The organism is Pseudomonas sp. P7759 (genome assembly GCF_013386445.1).
Lineage (GTDB): Bacteria > Pseudomonadota > Gammaproteobacteria > Pseudomonadales > Pseudomonadaceae > Aquipseudomonas > Aquipseudomonas azotoformans_A.
This window is the reverse complement of record NZ_JACART010000004.1, coordinates 265,508-286,337: the sequence shown is the minus strand read 5'-3', so window position 1 is coordinate 286,337 and position 20,830 is coordinate 265,508. Positions and strand designations below refer to the sequence as shown.

The following is a 20,830-nucleotide window of genomic DNA, read 5'->3' as shown; positions in this document are numbered from 1 at the left end:
TACGGACGCGACAGAATGAGCGATTCCATCCACACCCCGCACAAACACGAGCATGATCACGACCACGATCATGGCCCGAAAAAACTCACGCCGGTGCATGACCACGGCCACGGCGGCTCCTGCTGTGCCGGAACGCCGGCCCCGGCGCTGGTGCAGCTGAGCGAGGCGCCTACCGCCGGCTCGCGGTTGAGCACCTTTCGCATCGAAGCCATGGACTGCCCCACCGAGCAGACGCTGATTCAGAACAAACTGGGCAAGCTGGCCGGCGTGCAGCAACTTGAGTTCAACCTGATCAACCGTATCCTCGGCGTCACTCACGACTTGCCGAGCACTGCGCCGATCATCGACGCCATCAAATCCCTGGGGATGCAGGCTGATCCCATCGAAGAAGGCACCCCTGCCGCTGAGCCGCCGGCCAAGAAGCACTGGTGGCCACTGGCGTTGTCCGGCGTGGGTGCGTTGGGGGCCGAAGTGCTGCACTTCAGCGGCGTCGCGCCCACCTGGGTGATCGCGCTGGTGGCGCTGGTGTCGATCCTCAGCGGCGGCCTCACCACGTACAAAAAGGGCTGGATTGCCCTGAAAAACCTCAACCTGAACATCAATGCCTTGATGAGCATTGCCGTGACCGGTGCGATCCTGATCGGGCAATGGCCGGAAGCCGCCATGGTGATGTTCCTGTTCACCGTGGCCGAGTTGATCGAAGCCAAGTCCCTGGACCGTGCGCGCAATGCCATCAGCGGCTTGATGCAGATGACGCCGGAGCAGGCCACGGTACAGCAGGCCGATGGTTCGTGGGCTGAACAGGAAGTCAAAAGCATTGAGTTGGGTGCAATCGTGCGGGTAAAACCCGGCGAGCGCATCGGCCTGGACGGTGAAGTCACCGCCGGCCAATCCACCATCGACCAGGCACCGATCACGGGTGAAAGCCTGCCGATTGAAAAGACCGTGGGCGATAAAGTTTTCGCCGGCACCATCAACCAGGCCGGCTCCCTGGAATACAAAGTCACCGCCGCGGCCAACAACTCCACCCTGGCGCGCATCATTCACGCGGTGGAACAGGCCCAAGGCGCCCGCGCGCCGACCCAGCGCTTTGTCGACAGCTTCTCGAAAATCTACACCCCGGCGGTGTTTCTGTTCGCCCTCGGCGTGGCCATTATTTCGCCGCTGTTCATGGCCGGCGCCTGGTTTGACTGGATCTACCGCGCCCTGGTGCTGTTGGTGGTGGCGTGCCCATGTGCGCTGGTGATTTCCACCCCGGTGACCATCGTCAGCGGCCTCGCGGCAGCGGCGCGCAAAGGCATCCTGATCAAGGGCGGCGTGTACCTGGAGGGTGGTTACAAACTCGACTACCTGGCCCTCGACAAGACCGGCACGATCACTCACGGCAAGCCGGTGCAAACCGACTACCTGGCGCTGTTCCCCAACGTCGCAGACAGCGCGCCGGCTTTGGCCGCCAGTCTGGCCGGGCGTTCCGATCACCCGGTGTCGCTGGCGATCGCCAACGCGGCTGTGGATAAAAACCTGCCCACCCATGTTGTGGATAACTTCGAGGCCCTGGCCGGTCGCGGCGTGCGTGGCGACATCAACGGCGAAACCTACCACCTGGGCAATCACCGCCTGGTGGAAGACCTGGGCCTGTGCTCGCCGGAGCTGGAAGAAAAACTTTTCGCCCTGGAAAAGCAGGGCAAGTCCGTGGTGCTGTTGCTCGACAAGTCCGGCCCATTGGCACTGTTCGCCGTGGCCGACACGGTCAAGGACAGCAGCCGCGAAGCCATCCAGCAACTGCACGAGCTGGGCATCAAGACCCTGATGCTCACCGGCGACAACACCCACACCGCCCAGGCGATTGCCGCCCAGGTGGGCATCGACCAGGCTCAGGGTGACCTGTTGCCGACCGACAAACTGCAAGCCATCGAGGCTCTCTACGGTCAAGGCCACCGCGTGGGCATGGTCGGTGATGGCATCAACGACGCCCCGGCGTTGGCCCGTGCCGAGATCGGTTTTGCCATGGCCGCAGCGGGCACCGACACTGCCATCGAGACCGCCGACGTGGCGCTGATGGACGATGATTTGCGCAAGATTCCGGCATTCATTCGTCTGTCGCGGCAAACGTCGAGTATCCTCAAGCAGAACATCGCCCTGGCGTTGGTGATCAAGGCGATCTTCCTGGCGGTCACCTTCCTGGGCTTGGCCACCATGTGGATGGCGGTGTTCGCCGACATGGGCGTGAGCCTGCTCGTGGTGTTCAATGGCCTGCGCCTGCTGCGCAAATAGACGATGAGAGGGTGGTGTGCTGAGTGCCGAGCTGAAGGCTTTTTTCATGGTCGCCCGCCTGGGCAGCATCACCCAGGCGGCGAAAAAACTCGGCCTGAGCCAGCCCACGGTCACTACCCAGATCCGTAACCTCGAAAGCCAGTACGGCGTCGAGCTGTTCTACCGCGGCGGTCGCCGCCTCACCGTCAGCGACGAGGGCGCGCGGCTGCTGCCGATGGTCAAGGCGCTGTTGCAGCAGGAAGCGGACATCGAGTTTTTCCTGCGCAACAATGGCCAGGTCCAGGGCGCATTGAGGATTGCCGCCACGGCGCCTTACTACATCCTCGACCTGGTCAAAGCCTTTCGCGAACGCCTGCCGCAAGTGGAAGTGTCGGTGGAAATCGGTAACTCCCAACAGGTGCTCGAAGCGCTGGATGATTATCGCGTCGACGTCGCCGCCTCCTCGCAACTGCTGGAAGACCCGCGCCTGATTCGTCGTGTGCTGGGCACCGACCCGCTGGTGCTGGCGGTGCATCGCAACCATCCCCTGGCCAAGCTGGATCACGTGCCGCTGAGCGCTTTGGCCGGGCACACCTTGCTGATGCGTGAAGCGGGCTCAACCACGCGACGCCTCACCGAAGAACTCCTGCAAAGCGCCAACGTGAGCTACGGCCCGTTGCTGGAAATCGGCAGCCGCGAGTCGATCCGTGAGGCGGTGTTGCGCAACATCGGCATCAGCATCATTGCGCGTCAGGAAGTGCCCCATGATCCGCAACTGCGGGTGCTGACCTTCGAGAATGCGCCGCAGATTCCGGAGTACCTCTACTGCCTGAAGGAACGCAAAGGCGCACGGTTGCCGGCGGCATTTCTGGGGTTGGCGCAGGAAATGTCGCCGCTTTAACCCAAATCCACCAATACCACTATCACCACGTTTTGCCTTTCTGCCACATGAGGGACGCATTGCCTGCCTAGCATGGGCTTCATCCGTTCGATGAGGTGCCTTGCATGAACACAGCCCTGACCCAACCCGGCGCGCCGATGAAAGTGCGCGGTATCCAGAAACGCTTCGGCGCTTTTACTGCGCTGGACAACGTCTCCCTGGACGTCGCCGCCGGCGAGCTGGTGTGCCTGCTGGGCCCGTCCGGTTGCGGCAAGACCACTTTGCTGCGCTGCATCGCTGGCCTGGAGCGCCAGGACAGCGGCGAACTTTACCTGGGCAGCCGTGATGTTTCCCTGCTGCCGCCCCAGGCACGGGACTACGGCATTCTGTTCCAGTCCTACGCGTTGTTCCCCAATCTGACTGTCGAAGCGAATATCGGCTACGGCCTTACCGGCAGCGGTCGCGATGAAGTGCGCAAGCGCGTCGGGCAGATGCTGGAATTGGTCGGCCTGGTCGGCAGCGAAAAGAAATACCCCGGCCAACTCTCCGGCGGCCAGCAGCAACGCGTCGCCCTGGCCCGTGCTTTGGCGCCTGCACCTTCGTTGTTGTTGCTGGATGAACCGATGTCGGCCCTCGACGCCCGCGTCCGTGAGCATCTGTGCACCGAGCTGCGCCAACTGCAACGCCGCCTGGGCATCACTACGCTGATGGTCACCCACAACCAGGATGAAGCCATGCTGATGGCCGACCGCATTGCCGTGATGAACAACGGCAAGGTCGAGCAATACGCCACGCCCCAGGAAATCTATGACCGCCCAGCGACGCCGTTTGTGGCGGAGTTTGTCGGCCAGGGCAACTGGCTGCCGTTCAGCCGCAACAGTGCCAGCCATGCCCAGGTCGGTGGGATGAACATGCGCCTGGCCGACGATGCCGGCGTGGCCAAGTCCGGCCGCTTGTTCTGTCGCCCGGAGGCGATCAGCGTCAACCCTCCAGTGCATGAAGAAAACCTGTTCCCGGCCAAGGTCCGCGAGATCACCTTCCTCGGCAACCGTTGCCGCATGAGTTTCGAGCTGGAGCAATTGCCCGGCCATGCGCTGCTGGCCGAGTTAGCCCCGGAAGCCATGCCGCGCCTGGGCGCCCAGGACATCTGGGTGGCTTTGCCGCCGCGCAGTCTGCAGGTGTTTGCCTGAGATGGCCGCTGTCATGACGCTGCCACGACCGGTGTCCCGCGCCGAAACCGGCGACAAAATTTTCGTCGTCGGCGGCAAACTGTTGTGGTTGTTGTTGCTGGGCCTCGCGGTATTGATGCCGTTGCTGGCGATCTTCTGGCGCGGTTTCAGCAGCGAGGCCGGGCAGGGCGGTGGTCTGGTGGCTGCACAAGAACTGATCACCAGCGCCAACTTCCATTGGTTGCTGGGCAATAGCCTGAAAGTTTCCCTCAGCGTGGCGGCTATCGTCGTACCGCTGGCCTACCTGTTTGCCTACGCCCTGCAACGCACGTTGATCCCCGGCAAGTCGATCTGGCGCGGCATGTCGTTACTGCCGTTGATGGCGCCGTCGATGTTGCCGGGCATTGCACTGGTCTACCTGTTCGGTAACCAGGGCATGTTGCGCGGGTTGCTCTCGGACAATATCTACGGCTTCTGGGGCATTGTGCTGGGTGAGGTGATCTACACCTTCCCACATGCCTTGATGATTTTGCTGTCGGCGCTGTCCCTGGCGGATGCGCGCCTGTTCGATGCGGCCTCCAGCATGGGCGCCAGCCCGGCGCGGGCGTTTCGCAGCATTACCTGGCCGGCCACGCGTCAGGCGGTGTTCGCTGCGTTCTGCCTGGTATTCACCCTGACCATCACCGATTTTGGCGTGCCCGTGGTGGTCGGAGGCGATTATCAGGTGCTGGCGCTGGAAGCCTACAAGGCAGTGGTCGGCCAGCAACAGTTCGGCCGCGGCGCATTGATCGGCATGGTGTTGCTGCTGCCGGCGCTGTTCAGCTTTGGCGTCGACGCGTGGCTGCGCCGCCGTCATGGCGATTCCATGAGTGGCCGTGCCCAAGTGTTCCAGCCGGCGCCATCGCGCATGAGAGACGGCTGCTACCTGGCCATCGTGCTGCTGATCTGCGCCGTGTTACTGCTGGTGTTCGGTATGGCGGTGTATTCGTCGCTGGTGAAGTTCTGGCCGTACAACCTGTCGTTGTCGCTCAGCCATTACCAGTTCGAAGACACTGCTGGCGGCGGCTGGCTGGCCTATCGCAACAGCCTGACCATGGCGCTGTGCACCGCATTGATCGGCAGCGTGTTGATCTTCACCGGCGCGTACCTGATGGAAAAGACCAAGGGCCAGAAGGGGCTGAACCTGGCCCTGCGCATGCTCAGCTTTGTGCCGATGGCCGTTCCGGGCTTGGTGCTGGGCTTGGGCTACGTGTTCTTTTTCAACCTCAACGGCAACCCGCTGCATGTGTTCTACGGCACCATGACGTTGCTGGTGGTGTGCACCATTGCTCACTATCTGACCACCGCGCAGATGACCGCCACCACAGCGCTGCGCCAACTGGACGCCGAGTTCGAAGCTGCCGCCATGTCCCTCAAGGCGCCGCTGTACCGCCATTACCTGAAAGTCACGGTGCCGATCTGCCTGCCGGCATTGCTGGACATCGTGCGCTACCTGTTTGTGTCGGCGATGACCACTGTGTCCGCCGCGATCTTCCTCTACAGCCCCGACACCATCCTCGCCGCCGTCGCCGTGTTGAACATGGACGACGCCGGCAATGTGGGCGGCGCGGCGGCCATGTCGACCTTGATCCTGTTCACTTCGGCCGGCGTCTCGCTGTTGCTGGCGTGGGCCTCACGTGGCGCGTTGCGCCGCTCCCAAGCCTGGCGCCAGAGCGCACCCGGCCACTAAATATCCCTGAAGGAGGTGCTCCATGTTCAAGCCCCTGGCGCTGGTCGCTGCCGTACTGACTGCATTCAGCCTGAATGCCTTCGCCAAGACCGAGTTGACCGTGTACACGGCCCTCGAAGCCGAGCAGTTGAAGACCTACAAAAAGGCCTTTGAACAGGCCAACCCCGACATTGAGATCAAGTGGGTGCGCGATTCCACCGGCATCATCACCGCCAAGCTGCTGGCCGAGAAAGACCGCCCGCAAGCCGACGCCGTCTGGGGCCTGGCCGCGTCCAGCCTGGCGATCCTCGACCAGCAGGGCATGCTGGACAACTACGCGCCGAAGGACCTGGACAAGATCGGCAAGAACTACCGCGACGCTGCCAACCCGTCGGCCTGGGTCGGCATGGATGTGTGGGCCGCAACGATTTGCTTCAACACCGTCGAAGCCGAAAAACAGGGCCTGACCAAGCCGGTGAGCTGGCAGGACCTGACCAAGCCTGAGTACAAGGGCAAGATCGTCATGCCCAACCCGGCCTCGTCCGGCACTGGTTTCCTGGACGTCAGTGCCTGGCTGCAGACCTACGGCGAGAAGCAGGGCTGGCAGTACATGGACGACCTGCACCAGAACATCGGCCAGTACGTTCACTCCGGCTCCAAGCCGTGCAAGCTGGCGGCTTCGGGTGAGTTCCCGATCGGCATTTCCTTCGAATACCCGGCCGTGCAGTTGAAACGCCAGGGCGCGCCGCTGGACATCATCCTGCCGAAAGAAGGCTTGGGTTGGGACATCGAAGCCACTGCGGTGATGAAAGGCACGAGCCACGCCGACGCTGCGAAAAAACTCGCGGATTTCTCCGCCAGCCCGGCTGCCATGAACCTGTACAAGGACAACTTCGCCGTCCTCGCCCAGCCTGGCATTGCCAAGCCGCAGACCGAATTGCCGGCCGACTATGAACAGCGCCTGATCAAGAATGATTTTGCCTGGGCTTCGAAAAACCGCGACAGCATTCTCACCGAGTGGCGCAAGCGCTATGACGGCAAGTCGGAAAAGGTAGCGGGTCAATAAGGTTTTCGTTAGGGCTGATGGCCTCTTCGCAGGCAAGCCAGCTCCCACATTTGAAGGTGTTCGCAATTCAAAATGTGGGAGCTGGCTTGCCTGCGACGGCGGCTTCGAATACAGGACATCATTTCATGACACACCACAGCGATCTGCTGATCGTGGGCGCCGGCATTCTCGGCCTGTCCCACGCCTTCGCCGCCGCCAAGCGCGGCCTCAAGGTCAAGGTGTTCGAGCGCAGTGCCACGCCACTGGGCGCCTCGGTACGCAACTTCGGCCAGGCCCTGGTCACCGGCCAACCGCCGGGGCCGATGCTGGAGCTGGCGCGGGAAAGCCGCGAAATCTGGGGCCATTGGGCGCAGGTCGCCGGGCTGCAACTCAAGCGCAACGGTGCATACCTGTTCGCCCGTACCGAAGCGGAAGAACACTTGCTGGAAGCCTTCTGTGAGGGGCGGGCAAAAGAGCACGGCTACAACGTCGAACTGCTGCAAGGCGCGGCGATGAAGGACTTGTATGGCGGCCAGTTCCGCCATCACCGCGCTGCGCTGCATGGCAAGGACGACCAGCAACTGTATTCCCGTGAAGCGGTCCCGGCGCTGATCAACTACCTGGCGCAAGAACTTAAGGTGGAGTTCTATTTCTCCACCTTGGTGCGCGACGTCGAACCGGGCCAGTTGCACAGCACGGCGGGAAGCTTTCGCGGTGAGCAGATCGTCGTGTGCTCCGGCCATGACTACCAGACCTTGTTGGCCGACGCCATGGCTGAACTCAACCCGAGCATCTGCCGCCTGCAAATGCTGCGCGTGCGGCCAGCGGTCAACCTGAACCTGCAACACGCGTTGCTCACCGGCTTGAGCTGCGTGCATTACGGCGCTTTCGCCGACCTGCCCGAGGCGGCGCCGGTGCAGGCACAGATCTTGCGCGATGCACCGCACCTGCACGAACACGGCATTCACCTGCTGATCAGCCCCACGCCCCACGGCGAACTGATCATCGGTGATTCCCATGACTACGGCAGTGACGCATCGCCCTTCAACGCCGAGCAGGTGGATGACTGGATGATCGAACTGGCGGAGCAGACCCTGGGCTGCAAGATCCAGGTGGTGGAGCGTTGGCAGGGTGTGTACGGCTCGAGGGGGCCGGGACCGTTTTCGTTCCTGCGCGCGGCGCCGGGAGTGAGCGCGGCCTTGATGCACACCGGCGTCGGCATGAGCGTGGGGCCGGCGATGGCCGAGCGCAATATCAGTACCTTGTGGGGAGCGGCGTGATGAACCCGGAACAGACCATCGCCGACGTCTTCGGCTTGTATGAACAGCACGGCACCGCGGATTACATCGGCGAGCCGGTGTCGCAGATCGAGCACATGTCCCAAGCTGCGCAACTCGCCATGGCCGAAGGCTTTGATGATGAGGTGGTGTTGGCGGCGTTTTTCCACGACATCGGGCATCTCTGCGGCCAAGGCGGGGAAAACATGGGCGGTTATGGCGTGGTCAGCCATGAACGGCTGGGCGCGGATTATCTGCGTCGCGCAGGGTTCAGCGAGCGCATGGCCAAGTTGGTGGAATATCACGTGCAGGCCAAGCGCTACCTGACCTTCAGCCAGCCGGACTACTACGCGCGCCTGAGCGAAGCCAGCCGCCGCACCCTGGCCTATCAGGGCGGTGTGATGAGCGCCGAGGAGGCCCAGGCGTTTGAACAGGACCCGTTGTACACGGTGAGTTTGCGCATGCGCCATTGGGATGAGCAGGCTAAGGAGATGCACGTGCCGGTGCTTGACCTAGATGTGCTCAAGGCCAAGGCCCGGCAGATGTTGGCAGCTTAGGTTTCGTCCAGGCGTTGGGCCAGGGCTTCGACCTGCTCTTGGCGTTCGGCCTGGCTCAGCTTGGCGTGCGGATTAAGGGACGACCATTGCGGGTGCGCGCGAGCCTTGTGCAGGGCATCCGGCAACTTGCCTTCGCGCCAGGTCTTGTCCTGGGGCGTGTCGACCTTGATGCTGTGCATCGCCGCATGGCCGCGCAGGTTCAGGGCCTTGAGCAACTGGCGCTGACGCAGGGCGAGCAGGCGCAACACACTGTCGTCGACGGTCAGCTCGCGTTGGCCTTTGATTTTGCCCAGCAACCGGCTGCCATAGCTGCGCGCGGTTTGCAGCGCGCCACCGGCAATTGCACCGGCCAGGGCGGCGGCGCCCAGCGTTAATCCACCGACCAACAAATCCACGCCCGCACCGGCCGCCGCCCCAGCGGCGATCCCGCCGCCGACGCGCACGCCCAGTTGCTTGAGGGTTTCCGGGTTGAACAGGTCATCGCCCCAGCGCCCGTCGAGCAGGGGCAAGTCGCTGGCGGCGGCGTCCTGCGGTCGGAAGCCGAACAGCTTGAGCAGGGCTTCCACGCATTTCTGTTCACGTTGGCGCACGGCTTTGCGCAGGTCGCCGATGGCTTGTTGTTCATCTTCGGTGACCACACTGCGGCGACAGGCGGCGCAGTCGATCAGCAATTCTGCGATCAGTCGCGCGGCACTTTGCTGGCGGGCCTGGCGCTGGGCCTCCTGATCAAGAATCAAGCGTTCCAACTGTGGCCGTGCGCTTTCCAGCAGCAGGGCGAGGCTTTCATACAGCCGACGTTCACCGTCTTCCGGGGGGGCCACGCTGTCGAACCGCACCAGCGCATGCAGGCCCAGGCGAGCCAGGGCTTCGCGCCAGTCCGGCTCGCGATGGTCGCTGCTGCTGACGAAATTAAGCACCGGCAGCAACGGCTTGCCGCAACTGGCCAGCACTTGGAGTTCGTCGCGGTACTTGGCCAGCACCGGTTCGCGGGCGTCGATCACATACAGGCCGGCGTCGGAGGCCAGCAGTTGGCGCAGCACCTTGGCTTCCTGTTCGAAACGCTGGCGGGCTTCACTGCCATCGAGGAAGCGCGCCAGGCGGGCAGGGCCGTCGAGGCGTTCGCCGGGGCGATCCAGTCGCTCCAGATAATCGAGCAGGGCGATGGCATCTTCCAGTCCGGGTGTGTCGTACAACTCCAGCAAGGCTTCGCCGTCCACCGACAAGCGCGCGCCTTCGACATGCCGGGTGGTGCTGGGGCGATGGGAGACTTCGCCGAAGCCTACGTCTCGGGTCAGCGTGCGCAGCAACGAGGTCTTGCCGACATTGGTGTGGCCGACCACGGCGAGTTTCAGCGGCTTAGTCATGACCCGTCTCCAGCCAGTTCAACGGCGCGCAATCGGCGAACGGCAGCTCAAGTTGCTGCAACGCGGCGTGCCAGTCGCCCAGGCGTTCGGCGTCCAGCGCCTGGCCGGGCGGGGCTTGCAGCAACCAGACGCGGGTGTCGGTGGCGCTGCGCGCGAGTTCGCCGATGAGTGCGAGGCTCCCACGATCCGGCGAGCGGCGTGGGTCGCAGGCGATGGCCAGGCGGGCGGGTGGGAAGCGCGTGAGTTGTTCCAGCAGCTTGTGGCGTGATTCGCGGCTGTCGAGGATGCCGGCGTTCTTCACGCTGGCGGGCAGCTTGGGCGGCCAGGGATGTTGGTCGTCCAGTTCGATGGCGACCAGCAGGGCGCCGTCGCTTTCCAATTCACTGACGCCGCCACTGATGGCGTGCAGTTGCTCGGGGGCAGCATCGTTGACCCCAAGGCGCTCGCTGCTCGGCATCAGGCGTTCGCGTAATTGGCTATAGCCGGGCAGGTTGAGGTCCAGGCGCAGGGCGGCGCGCCCGCGTTTCCAGCGCCACAGGCACAGTAAAGCGAGGATCAGGCGGGGCAGCAGGCCATAGACCAGCAGCACACCGACCAACCAGGCGGCCCAGGCTTGGCGTGCGCTTTCGATATTCAGGGCGGAGTCGCCGCTGGCGCGGATCATCTCGACGGTCGGCACGTTGAAGCCCAGCAACGCGGGCAGGGTGCCGAGGGCCTGGGTGACAGCGACGAAAGTGTCGGCACCGAGAATGGTGGTTTCCCACACGAAGCCATAGCGGCGGGTGGCGAGTAGCGTCAGAAGAATCACCAAGGCGCTGAGCAATGCCAGCAACCACAGGCTGTTGACCAACACGCCCACGGCCCAGCGATTGAGTTTTTGCCGTTGCAGCAACAGTAAAAGTGCTGGCGCCAACTGTGCAGCCTTGGCATCACGGGCGAGCTTTTCGCTGAGCCACAACCACAGTCGCCCCAGGCTGGCGCTGTGTTCACCGGCAAACAGCAGGCCCAGGGCCCAACTGATCAACAGGATGAGATTCAAGCCGAGCAAGCTGCCGAGCGCCCAGAACACGTTGACTGGCGTCAGGCCGTTGCCCAGTGCCGCAAACGCCAGCCCGGCGCCGCTGATGACCGCGACAATTGCCAGCAACACCAACGCCAGACGTGCACCTTGCAGCCAGCGGGTGAGGGCATTCGTGAGCCCATCGCGTTCGGCCAGGTGCAAGGCGCGCTGCTGGATGCGTGTCGGCAGATCGCCGCCGGACGTGCGCGCCAGGCGGTTGGCCTCCAGGTCTTCCAGGGGGCCTGCGTGTTCTTCGCGCAGGCGCACGGTTTCTGTCAGCCAGAGTGTGTGCAGAGGAGTCACGCGCTGTCCTGTTGTGTTTGTGAGCCTGGAGCATAACCCCTGGCTCGGGGCTCTGGTATTCTCGTCGGCATGAAAAAAACTCTCCCTTTAAGCCTGATCGCAGCCCTCGGTGAAAACCGTGTGATCGGCGTCGACAACAGCATGCCCTGGCATTTGCCGGGGGATTTCAAATATTTCAAGGCCACCACGCTTGGCAAGCCGATCATCATGGGGCGCAAGACCTGGGATTCCCTCGGTCGACCGTTGCCGGGGCGCTTGAACCTGGTGGTTAGCCGTCAGACCGATCTGGCGCTGGAAGGTGCGGAAGTTTTTCCGTCACTGGAGGCTGCTGTAGAACGCGCCGAGGCGTGGGCACTGGAGCAGGGCGCGGACGAGCTGATGCTGATCGGCGGTGCGCAGTTGTATGCGCAGGGGTTGGAGCAGGCGGATCGCCTGTATTTGACGCGGGTGGCGTTGAGTCCGGAGGGGGATGCTTGGTTTCCGGAGTTTGATGCTGGCCAGTGGAAGCTGGTGTCGAACCGGGAGAACTCGGCGGAAGGCGACAAACCAGCTTACAACTTCGAAGTCTGGGAAAAAGCCTAACCCTTGTAGTGAGCGGGCTTGCCCCGCGCTGGGTGGCGAAGCCACCCCAAATAAGACCGCCGCGTTGTGTCAGGTAGACTGCGACATCCGGTTTTGGGGCGGCTTCGCCACCCAACGCGGGGCAAGCCCGCTCACCACAGTTATTGGTTTGGCTTCAGGCCTGCGCTAACTCCGCATGCTCATCCGCATTCAACAGCGCTTTATCCGTCTGCCCCATGACCTGGCTGGTAATCGCCCCCGCCGTCATCGAACCATTCACGTTCAGCGCCGTACGACCCATGTCGATCAGCGGCTCTACGGAAATCAGCAGCGCCACCAGTGACACTGGCAAGCCCATCGCAGGCAGTACTATCAGCGCGGCGAAGGTTGCACCGCCGCCCACGCCGGCAACGCCTGCCGAACTCAAGGTCACAATCGCCACCAGGGTCGCGATCCACAACGGGTCCAGCGGGTTGATGCCCACGGTCGGCGCCACCATCACCGCCAACATGGCAGGGTAGAGGCCCGCGCAACCGTTTTGGCCAATCGTCGCGCCGAACGAGGCAGCGAAACCGGCGATGGACTGCGGGATGCCCAGGCGACGGGTCTGCGCTTCAATGCTCAGCGGGATCGCCGCCGCGCTGGAGCGACTGGTGAAGGCAAACGTCAGCACCGGCCACACTTTGCGGAAGAAACGCAGCGGGTTGATCCCGGCCACGGACAGCAGCAGGCCGTGCACCACGAACATCACGCCCAGCGCCAGGTACGACACCACCACAAAACTGCCGAGCTTGATGATGTCTTGCAGGTTGGAACCGGCCACCACCTTGGTCATCAGCGCCAGTACACCGTAGGGCGTGAGCTTCATCACCAGGCGCACCAGGCGCATCACCCAGGCTTGCAGGGTGTCGATGGCGTTAAGGACTTTCTGGCCTTTTTCCACGTCATCCTTGAGCAATTGCAGCGCGGCAACCCCCAGGAAGGCAGCGAAAATCACCACGCTGATGATCGAGGTCGGCTTGGCCCGTGCCAGGTCGGCAAACGGGTTGGCTGGCACGAACGACAGCAGCAGCTGCGGGATATTCAGGTCGGCGACCTTGCCCGCGTAATCACTCTGGATCACTTGCAGGCGCGCCATTTCCTGGGTGCCGGCCACCAGGCCCTCGGCGGTGAGGCCGAACAGGTTGGTCAGGCCGATACCGATCAGCGCCGCAATCGCCGTGGTGAACAGCAGCGTGCCGATGGTCAGGAAGCTGATCTTGCCCAGGGACGAGGCATTGTGCAGGCGTGCCACGGCGCTGAGGATCGAGGCAAATACCAGCGGGATCACGATCATTTGCAGCAGTTGCACATAGCCGTTGCCGACCAGGTCGAACCAGCCGATGGAGGCCTTGAGTACCGGATTGCCATCGCCGTAGATCGTGTGCAGAACGGTGCCGAACACCACGCCAAGTACGAGGGCAAATAGCACCTTCTTGGCGAGGCTCCAGTTAGTACGACGGGTTTGTGCCAGGCCCAGCAACAGGGCCACGAACACCAGTAGGTTGAGAATCAGGGGCAGATTCATTGAAGCTCCGTTGAGAAGGCAGCCAATCGCGTGAGCCTGCGATTGCGAACCGGAAAGCCTAACAGCTTGAAATATATTGATTTAATACCGATATGGAATGGCGACTGTCGTTTTTGGAATAAGTGTTTGACGCTCAGGCACATGCCGTTGGCGCGATCACGACGCAAGCGGTCGCGCTCGGGCGATAACTGTCACAGGGATTTGTTAGCGTCGATGTCTTTCACTCAGGGAGAAACGTTTATGAAGCTCGCTTCGAGATTGTTTGCCGCCGCGCTGTGCCTTGGCCTTGCCGGCCAAACCATGGCCGCCACCGAGTTGAAACACTGGCCAGCCCCGGCCGCCAAGCAACTGAACGAAATGATCGCCGCCAACGCCAACAAGGGTAACTTCGCGGTGTTCGACATGGATAACACTAGCTACCGCTACGACCTCGAAGAATCCCTGCTGCCCTACATGGAAAACAAAGGCCTGATCACCCGCGACAGCCTTGATCCATCCCTCAAGCTTATGCCGTTCAAAGACACCGCCGACCATAAGGAAAGTCTGTTCAGTTACTACTATCGCCTCTGCGAAGTGGACGACATGGTGTGCTACCCGTGGGTCGCCCAGGTGTTTTCGGGGTTCACTCTCAAAGAACTCAAAGTGCAGGTCGATGAGTTGATGGCCTCCGGCAAGCCCGTGCCCGTCAGCTATTTTGAAGGCGATGTGGTGAAGAAGTCCGAGGTGCAACCGCCGAAAGTCTTCACCGGCCAGGCCGAGCTGTACAACAAGCTGATGGAAAACGGCATCGAGGTGTATGTGATGACCGCCGCCTCGGAAGAACTGGTGCGCATGGTCGCCGCCGATCCGAAGTACGGCTACAACGTCAAACCCGAGAACGTCATCGGCGTGACCACCCTGCTCAAGGACCGCAAGACCGGCGAACTGACCACCGCGCGCAAACAGATCAGCGCTGGCAACTATGACGAGAAGGCCAATCTCGGCCTGGAACTCACCCCGTACCTGTGGACCCCGGCGACCTGGATGGCCGGTAAACACGCGGCGATCCTCACCTACATCGACGAGTGGAAAAAACCAGTACTGGTGGGTGGCGACACGCCGACCAGCGATGGCTACATGCTGTTCCACGATGTGGACGTGGCCAAGGGCGGCATCCACCTGTGGATCAACCGCAAGGACAAATACATGACCCAACTGAACGGCATGATCGCCAAGCACGCGGCGGCGCAGGCCAAGGAAGGGTTGCCGGTGACGGCGGACAAGAACTGGGTGATCGTCAAGCCAGACGAGATCCAGTAAGCGTCTTAGGTCGAAGTGCGATCAGTGTGGGAGCTAGCTTGCCTGCGATGGCGGTGGGTCCGCCAGCAAATAGTTGGCTGATACACCGCCATCGCAGGCAAGCCACACATTTGATCTCCAGTGGATTGGAGATTCGGCCAGAAAAAAAATGCCCCGCACTTGGCGGGGCATTTTCATGGGCGCAGCTTACAGACCGTCAAGCATCGCCTTGTTGCGCACAGCACCCTTGTCGGCACTGGTGGCCAGCAGGGCGTAAGCCTTCAACGCGGTCGTCACTTTGCGCGGACGCTTCTCCACTGGCTTCCAGCCTTTCTTGTCCTGCTCGACCCGGCGTGCCGCCAGTTCTTCATCGCTGATCAACAGGTTGATCGAGCGGTTCGGAATGTCGATCAGCACCTTGTCGCCATCCTGCACCAGACCAATCGCGCCACCGGCTGCGGCTTCTGGCGAAGCGTGGCCGATGGACAGGCCCGACGTACCGCCGGAGAAACGGCCGTCGGTCAGCAGGGCGCAGGCTTTGCCCAGGCCTTTGGATTTCAGGTAGGACGTCGGGTACAACATCTCCTGCATACCTGGACCGCCTTTCGGGCCTTCGTAGCGGATGATCACGATGTCGCCTTCCTTCACTTCGTCGGCGAGGATGCCGCGAACCGAGCTGTCCTGGCTTTCGTAGATCTTGGCGCGACCTTCGAAGACGTGGATGGACTCATCCACACCGGCGGTTTTCACCACGCAGCCGTCGAGGGCGATGTTGCCGTACAGCACGGCCAGGCCGCCTTCTTGGGAGTAGGCGTGCTCGACACTGCGGATGCAGCCGTTTTCACGGTCGTCGTCCAGGGTGTCCCAACGGGTCGACTGGCTGAACGCGGTTTGCGTCGGGATACCCGCCGGGCCAGCCTTGAAGAAGGTGTGCACGGCTTCGTCGTCCGTCTGGGTGATGTCCCACTTGGCGATGCCTTCGGCAATGGACTTGCTGTGCACGGTCGGCAGGTCGGTGTGCAACAGGCCGCCACGGGCCAGCGAACCCAGGATCGAGAAGATCCCGCCGGCGCGGTGCACGTCTTCCATGTGGTACTTCTGGATGTTCGGCGCGACTTTGCACAGCTGCGGCACGTGGCGGGACAGACGGTCGATGTCGCGCAGGTCGAAATCGATCTCGGCTTCCTGGGCGGCGGCCAGCAAGTGCAGGATGGTATTGGTGGAACCGCCCATGGCGATGTCCAGGGTCATGGCGTTTTCAAACGCCTTGAAGTTGGCGATGTTGCGCGGCAACACCGACTCATCGTTGTCGTGGTAGTAGCGCTTGCACAGCTCGACGATGGTACGGCCGGCCTGCAGGAACAGTTGTTCACGGTCGCTGTGGGTGGCGAGGGTGGAACCGTTGCCCGGCAAGGCCAGGCCCAGGGCTTCCACCAGGCAGTTCATCGAGTTGGCGGTGAACATGCCGGAGCACGAACCGCAGGTTGGGCAGGCGCTGCGCTCGTATTCCGCGACCTTCTCGTCAGAAGCGCTGGAATCGGCTGCGATGACCATGGCGTCGACCAGGTCCAGGCCGTGGGAGGCGAGCTTGGTCTTGCCGGCTTCCATCGGGCCGCCGGACACGAAGATCACCGGGATGTTCAGGCGCAGGGACGCCATCAGCATGCCAGGCGTGATCTTGTCGCAGTTGGAGATGCAGACGATGGCGTCGGCGCAGTGGGCGTTGACCATGTATTCCACGGAGTCGGCGATGATCTCGCGGCTCGGTAGGGAATACAGCATGCCGTCATGGCCCATGGCGATGCCGTCATCCACGGCAATGGTGTTGAATTCCTTGGCGACACCGCCAGCGCGTTCGATCTCGCGGGCGACCAGTTGGCCCAGGTCCTTGAGGTGGACGTGGCCCGGTACGAACTGGGTAAACGAGTTGGCAATCGCGATGATCGGCTTCTTGAAGTCGTCATCTTTCATCCCCGTGGCACGCCACAGTGCGCGCGCGCCGGCCATGTTGCGGCCGTGGGTGGATGTTTTCGAGCGGTAATCTGGCATGGAGCACTCCGGGCGGCTAATCGGTATCAAAGGGGAGTGAGCTTCTATTGACGTCAGGAACACCCGAAAAATGGCCGTGTGTCCGGAAGTTGCCGCAAACGTTACGGGATCGCCGTGCGCATTGGCCTTGAGCTCATAAACCCGCCGGGGGATGACTGGCGATGAATAAGGCCGATTCTACACCGCTGGCGCCTGGAGGGAATGGCCGAAACCGTGAAGATAGCGGCTACGGGACGTGCGGGTGGCGCCGTGCCCATGCGTTCAAGACCAGGGCGACGATGCTCAGGATCAGAAAGCACAGACCCAGCGCCGTGCTCAGGTAGTGGGTAAAGGTACTGATGAAGGCACTGATAAGGCCACCGGCAATGAACAGCACCGCTGCAACGGCTGATGCCGCCGTACCTGCATTGTCTGGAAACAAGCTCATGGCCTTGGAGTTGGAAATAGGTCGGGTGATGGTGGTGCCTGCGGTGCAGAGCAGCATGGGCACCAGCACGGTCGGGATTGATACGCCGAACTGATAGGCCAGGAACAACATGACCCCGCCCGAGATCGCGATCAGCACCAGCCCGATGGCCATCTGGGTCGCAGCCGGTAGCCGTTTGTGCAGGAAACCTGCACAGATTCCGCCCATTACGTAAGCGGCGCCGTAGAGGAGCAAGGTCAGGGAGTACTCATGGGGCGACAACTGCAACTGGTCCATGAAAATCAGCGGGGACACCACGATGAACGAGAAATGGCAGGCGAACGTAATGGCCGAGATCGTGGCATAGCTGGCGAAGTGGCGGTTGGCGAAGACCTTGGCGTAGGCCTTGAGCAGGCTCTGGTGGCTCGGTGCTGCTTGAGGCAAGCCGCCGTGGAGCAGCCGATGCGCCATGATCAAGGTTGCGGCACACAGCGCGATAAACACATAGAAGCTGGCTTGCCATCCCCAGTGCAGTTGCAGCCACGCACCCAGCAGCGGGGAAATCGATATGAAGATGCCTCCGGCCGTGACCATTGCGATCCGCAACCGCTCCTGTTCTCTGCCGAAGAACAGGTCTTGCACCAGTGCTTGGGACAATATGAAACCGCCGCAGCCCATGGCCTGGATAACACGGAAGAACAGAAATTGCGGTGTGTTGCTGGCCGCCAGGCACCCGGCCGCGCCAATGATTGCAACGGCCATGCTGGCCAATAGCAGCTTCTTGCGGCCGATCCTGTCGGACAGCGGGCCGATCAACAGCATGGAGCAGGAAAAACCGATGGCGAACAGGCTGACTGAGCGGGCGATCTGGGTGGTCGAGGTGGAGAAGTGTTCCGCCAGGGCGGGAAAGGAAGGCAGCACGACGTCAAGCGGGAAGACGCCCAGCAGGGTCATGGTCATCAGCCAGAAAACAATGAAGGGTTTTTCAGCGTGCGTGATTGCCGTCGACATGGGCGGGCCTCGATTCCGTGAGGCGCTCGAGGATCAAGTTTATGTAAGGGAAAGTCAAAGACTGGAGCGGTACGAACTTTCATAAAAGCCTGTAGGAGCCCTAAGGTGCCTACAGGCCAACGGCATCAGCTATTCGGCAGCAACCGGCACGTAATGCTCTTGATGTAACGCGTCTCGTCGATCGCGGGGTGAACTGGATGATCGGGACCCTGGCCACCGCGCTCCAGCATCTGGATATTGCGGTCGAGGTGACGGGCGCTGGTCAGCAGGATGTTTTGCAGGCTGTCTTCCGGCAAGTGCATGGAGCACGATGCGCTGACCAGGATGCCGTCCTTGCTGAGCAGGCGCATGGCTTGCTCGTTCAGGCGGCGGTAGGCGCCTTCGCCGTTCTTCATGTCTTTTTTGCGCTTGATGAAGGCCGGTGGGTCGGCGACGATCACGTCGAAGCGTTCTTCGCTGGCTTTCAGTTCTTTCAAGGCTTCGAACACGTCGCCTTCGATGCAGGTCATCTTCTCGGCAAAGCCGTTCAGCGCGGCGTTGCGCTCCACGCCGTCGAGGGCGAAGGCGGAGGCGTCGACGCAGAACACTTCACTGGCGCCGAAGGCCGCAGCTTGCACGCCCCAGCCGCCGATGTAGCTGTACAGGTCGAGTACGCGCTTGCCTTTGGCATACGGGGCCAGGCGTGCGCGGTTCATGCGGTGGTCGTAGAACCAGCCGGTCTTCTGGCCCTGGATCACCGGGGCTTCGAATTTCACGCCGTTCTCTTCCAGCGCAACCCACTCCGGCACCAGGCCGAACACGGTTTCGACGTAGCGGTTGAGGCCTTCTGCGTCGCGCGCGGCGGAGTCGTTCTTGAACAGAATGCCGCTCGGCTTGAGCACTTGGGTCAGCGCGGCGATCACGTCTTCTTTATGGGCTTCCATGGTCGCCGAGGCGATCTGCACCACGAGGATGTCGCCGAAACGGTCGACCACCAGGCCTGGCAACAGGTCGGAATCGCCGTAGACCAGGCGGTAGAACGGCTTGTCGAACAGGCGATCACGCAGGGACAGGGCGACGTTCAGGCGGTGCACCAGCAGCGACTTGTCCAACGGCAGCTTGATGTCGCGCGACAGCAGGCGGGCGCAGATCAGGTTGTTCGGGCTCATGGCCACGATGCCCAGGGTCTTGCCGCCGGCCGCTTCCAGGATAGCCTGGTCGCCTGCCTGGAAGCCGTGGAGTGGGGTGGCGGCCACGTCGATTTCGTTGCTGTAGACCCACAGGTGGCCGTTGCGCAAACGACGATCGGCGTTGGCTTTGAGACGCAGGCTTGGCAGGGACATGACGTCGCTCCGGAAAAAAGAGCGGGAGTATACCTTGTTGTGTAGGAAATGGCCGGGTAGCCGGATGTGCGGGAAGGTGTCAGCACGCGGCGGATAAGGGTTAGAATCCCCGCCTAGCCCAGAGTGTGTACTTATGTCCCAAGAGCTTTCCGCCGAACAGATCCAGCAGGCCCTGCAAGGCATCAGCGTGCCGCCTCAACCGCAAATCATGGTGGATTTGCAGATGGAGCAGTACATGCCCGATCCGGACCTGGAAGTGATCGCACGGTTGATCGCCCAAGACCCGGGTCTTTCCGGCGCATTGCTGAAGATCGTCAACTCGTCGTATTTCGGCCTGAGCAACAAGATCGCCTCGATCCAGCGCGCGGTGAACCTGCTGGGCAGCCGTTCGATCATCAACCTGATCAACGCGCTGTCGATCAAGGGCGAAATGAGCGACGACACCATCGTCACCCTCAACCGCTTCTGGGACACCGCCCAGGATGTGGCGATGACCTGCCTGACCCTGGCCAAGCGTACCGGCGCCCAGGCGGTGGACGAAGCCTATGCCTTGGGCCTGTTCCACGATTGCGGCGTGCCGCTGATGCTCAAGCGCTTCCCCAACTACATGTCGGTGCTGGAGCAGGCTTATGCCAATGCCGGCCCCGACTGCCGCGTGGTCGACACCGAGAACAACGCGTTCAACACCAACCACGCCGTGGTCGGTTACTACACCGCCAAGTCCTGGCGCCTGCCGGAACATGTGACCGACGCCATCGCCAACCACCACAACGCCTTGGCGGTGTTCAGCGATGAGTCGTCGCGCAATTCGCAGCTGAAAAACCTGCTGGCGATCCTGAAGATGGCCGAGCACATCTGCTCGTCCTATCGCGTGCTGGGCAACCAGGCGGTGGACCATGAGTGGAATGCCATCGGCCATCTGGTGCTGGACTACGTGGGCCTGTCGGACTACGACTTCGAAAGCATGAAGTTGTCGATCCGCGAGCTGGGCGCCCACTGACCCTTTCTTCAAGAGGTACA

The 20,830-nt window shown here is 62.1% G+C and carries 16 protein-coding genes; 10 read left to right on the top strand and 6 right to left on the bottom strand.

The window, feature by feature from the left end:
- Positions 1-15 precede the first annotated feature (15 nt).
- The 7 genes from HX823_RS05345 to HX823_RS05315 all read left to right on the top strand — a co-directional run bounded on the left by HX823_RS05345 (position 16) and on the right by HX823_RS05315 (position 8,889).
- On the top strand, positions 16-2,274 hold the full coding sequence (locus tag HX823_RS05345) for a heavy metal translocating P-type ATPase (RefSeq protein ID WP_177074311.1): 2,259 nt from the start codon (positions 16-18) through the stop codon (positions 2,272-2,274).
- 16 nt (positions 2,275-2,290) lie between these two features.
- Positions 2,291-3,154, top strand: coding sequence for a LysR family transcriptional regulator (locus HX823_RS05340; RefSeq protein WP_016979030.1), 864 nt, complete (start codon positions 2,291-2,293; stop codon positions 3,152-3,154).
- A gap of 104 nt (positions 3,155-3,258) precedes the next feature.
- Positions 3,259-4,323: a putative 2-aminoethylphosphonate ABC transporter ATP-binding protein gene (locus HX823_RS05335; protein WP_033897017.1), complete on the top strand. Its 1,065-nt coding sequence runs from the start codon at positions 3,259-3,261 to the stop codon at positions 4,321-4,323.
- Between the two features lies 1 nt (position 4,324).
- On the top strand, positions 4,325-6,031 hold the full coding sequence (locus HX823_RS05330; protein ID WP_177074310.1) for a putative 2-aminoethylphosphonate ABC transporter permease subunit: 1,707 nt from the start codon (positions 4,325-4,327) through the stop codon (positions 6,029-6,031).
- A 22-nt stretch (positions 6,032-6,053) separates the two neighbouring features.
- The gene (locus tag HX823_RS05325) at positions 6,054-7,076 is read left to right on the top strand and encodes a putative 2-aminoethylphosphonate ABC transporter substrate-binding protein (RefSeq protein WP_177074309.1); all 1,023 of its coding nucleotides are present in this window, start codon (positions 6,054-6,056) and stop codon (positions 7,074-7,076) included.
- 125 nt (positions 7,077-7,201) lie between these two features.
- Positions 7,202-8,335, top strand: coding sequence for a TIGR03364 family FAD-dependent oxidoreductase (locus tag HX823_RS05320; protein WP_177074308.1), 1,134 nt, complete (start codon positions 7,202-7,204; stop codon positions 8,333-8,335).
- On the top strand, positions 8,335-8,889 hold the full coding sequence (locus HX823_RS05315; RefSeq protein WP_177074307.1) for a phosphonate degradation HD-domain oxygenase: 555 nt from the start codon (positions 8,335-8,337) through the stop codon (positions 8,887-8,889). The genes HX823_RS05320 and HX823_RS05315 overlap by 1 nt, the downstream gene beginning before the upstream one ends.
- On the opposite strand, the gene HX823_RS05310 is transcribed toward HX823_RS05315, so the two are convergent.
- Both HX823_RS05310 and HX823_RS05305 read right to left on the bottom strand, forming a co-directional pair.
- A complete protein-coding gene (locus tag HX823_RS05310; protein ID WP_177052666.1) occupies positions 8,886-10,253 on the bottom strand; it encodes a DUF3482 domain-containing protein in 1,368 nt (455 codons plus the stop codon). The two genes, HX823_RS05315 and HX823_RS05310, sit on opposite strands and share 4 nt — an antisense overlap.
- On the bottom strand, positions 10,246-11,616 hold the full coding sequence (locus HX823_RS05305; protein WP_177074306.1) for a DUF2868 domain-containing protein: 1,371 nt from the start codon (positions 11,614-11,616) through the stop codon (positions 10,246-10,248). Before HX823_RS05305 ends, HX823_RS05310 begins: the two co-directional genes overlap by 8 nt.
- Positions 11,617-11,685: 69 nt before the next feature.
- Here HX823_RS05305 and HX823_RS05300 point away from each other — a divergent pair, with 69 nt between their 5' ends.
- On the top strand, positions 11,686-12,198 hold the full coding sequence (locus HX823_RS05300; protein WP_038850651.1) for a dihydrofolate reductase: 513 nt from the start codon (positions 11,686-11,688) through the stop codon (positions 12,196-12,198).
- 154 nt (positions 12,199-12,352) lie between these two features.
- Here the strand turns inward: HX823_RS05300 and HX823_RS05295 are convergent, their stop codons facing one another.
- Entirely contained in the window at positions 12,353-13,744 is a 1,392-nt protein-coding gene (locus tag HX823_RS05295) for an L-cystine transporter (protein ID WP_177074305.1), read from the bottom strand.
- 240 nt (positions 13,745-13,984) lie between these two features.
- On the opposite strand from HX823_RS05295, the gene HX823_RS05290 reads away from it, so the two are divergent.
- A complete protein-coding gene (locus HX823_RS05290; protein WP_038850646.1) occupies positions 13,985-15,043 on the top strand; it encodes a hypothetical protein in 1,059 nt (352 codons plus the stop codon).
- Between the two features lie 186 nt (positions 15,044-15,229).
- On the opposite strand, the gene ilvD is transcribed toward HX823_RS05290, so the two are convergent.
- The 3 genes from ilvD to HX823_RS05275 form a co-directional block, all read right to left on the bottom strand.
- A complete protein-coding gene (gene ilvD / locus HX823_RS05285) occupies positions 15,230-17,071 on the bottom strand; it encodes a dihydroxy-acid dehydratase (RefSeq protein ID WP_016976011.1) in 1,842 nt (613 codons plus the stop codon).
- Positions 17,072-17,297: 226 nt separating this feature from the next.
- Positions 17,298-18,488 (bottom strand): MFS transporter, encoded by a 1,191-nt coding sequence (locus tag HX823_RS05280; RefSeq protein WP_177074304.1) that lies wholly within the window; start codon positions 18,486-18,488, stop codon positions 17,298-17,300.
- Positions 18,489-18,613: 125 nt separating this feature from the next.
- On the bottom strand, positions 18,614-19,810 hold the full coding sequence (locus tag HX823_RS05275; RefSeq protein ID WP_033897037.1) for a class I SAM-dependent rRNA methyltransferase: 1,197 nt from the start codon (positions 19,808-19,810) through the stop codon (positions 18,614-18,616).
- A gap of 187 nt (positions 19,811-19,997) precedes the next feature.
- On the opposite strand from HX823_RS05275, the gene HX823_RS05270 reads away from it, so the two are divergent.
- Positions 19,998-20,810: an HDOD domain-containing protein gene (locus tag HX823_RS05270; protein WP_177002757.1), complete on the top strand. Its 813-nt coding sequence runs from the start codon at positions 19,998-20,000 to the stop codon at positions 20,808-20,810.
- Positions 20,811-20,830 lie beyond the last annotated feature (20 nt).

Bases quoted from the DNA above. Each gene is read 5' to 3' on its own strand.
- HX823_RS05310 (WP_177052666.1), bottom strand. From the start codon at position 10,253: ATGACTAAGCCGCTGAAACTCGCCGTGGTCGGCCACACCAATGTCGGC.
- HX823_RS05325 (WP_177074309.1), top strand. From the start codon at position 6,054: ATGTTCAAGCCCCTGGCGCTGGTCGCTGCCGTACTGACTGCATTCAGC.
- HX823_RS05330 (WP_177074310.1), top strand. From the start codon at position 4,325: ATGGCCGCTGTCATGACGCTGCCACGACCGGTGTCCCGCGCCGAAACC.
- HX823_RS05335 (WP_033897017.1), top strand. From the start codon at position 3,259: ATGAACACAGCCCTGACCCAACCCGGCGCGCCGATGAAAGTGCGCGGT.
- HX823_RS05345 (WP_177074311.1), top strand. From the start codon at position 16: ATGAGCGATTCCATCCACACCCCGCACAAACACGAGCATGATCACGAC.
- ilvD (WP_016976011.1), bottom strand. From the start codon at position 17,071: ATGCCAGATTACCGCTCGAAAACATCCACCCACGGCCGCAACATGGCC.
- HX823_RS05275 (WP_033897037.1), bottom strand. From the start codon at position 19,810: ATGTCCCTGCCAAGCCTGCGTCTCAAAGCCAACGCCGATCGTCGTTTG.
- HX823_RS05315 (WP_177074307.1), top strand. From the start codon at position 8,335: ATGAACCCGGAACAGACCATCGCCGACGTCTTCGGCTTGTATGAACAG.
- HX823_RS05280 (WP_177074304.1), bottom strand. From the start codon at position 18,488: ATGTCGACGGCAATCACGCACGCTGAAAAACCCTTCATTGTTTTCTGG.
- HX823_RS05290 (WP_038850646.1), top strand. From the start codon at position 13,985: ATGAAGCTCGCTTCGAGATTGTTTGCCGCCGCGCTGTGCCTTGGCCTT.
- HX823_RS05320 (WP_177074308.1), top strand. From the start codon at position 7,202: ATGACACACCACAGCGATCTGCTGATCGTGGGCGCCGGCATTCTCGGC.
- HX823_RS05300 (WP_038850651.1), top strand. From the start codon at position 11,686: ATGAAAAAAACTCTCCCTTTAAGCCTGATCGCAGCCCTCGGTGAAAAC.
- HX823_RS05295 (WP_177074305.1), bottom strand. From the start codon at position 13,744: ATGAATCTGCCCCTGATTCTCAACCTACTGGTGTTCGTGGCCCTGTTG.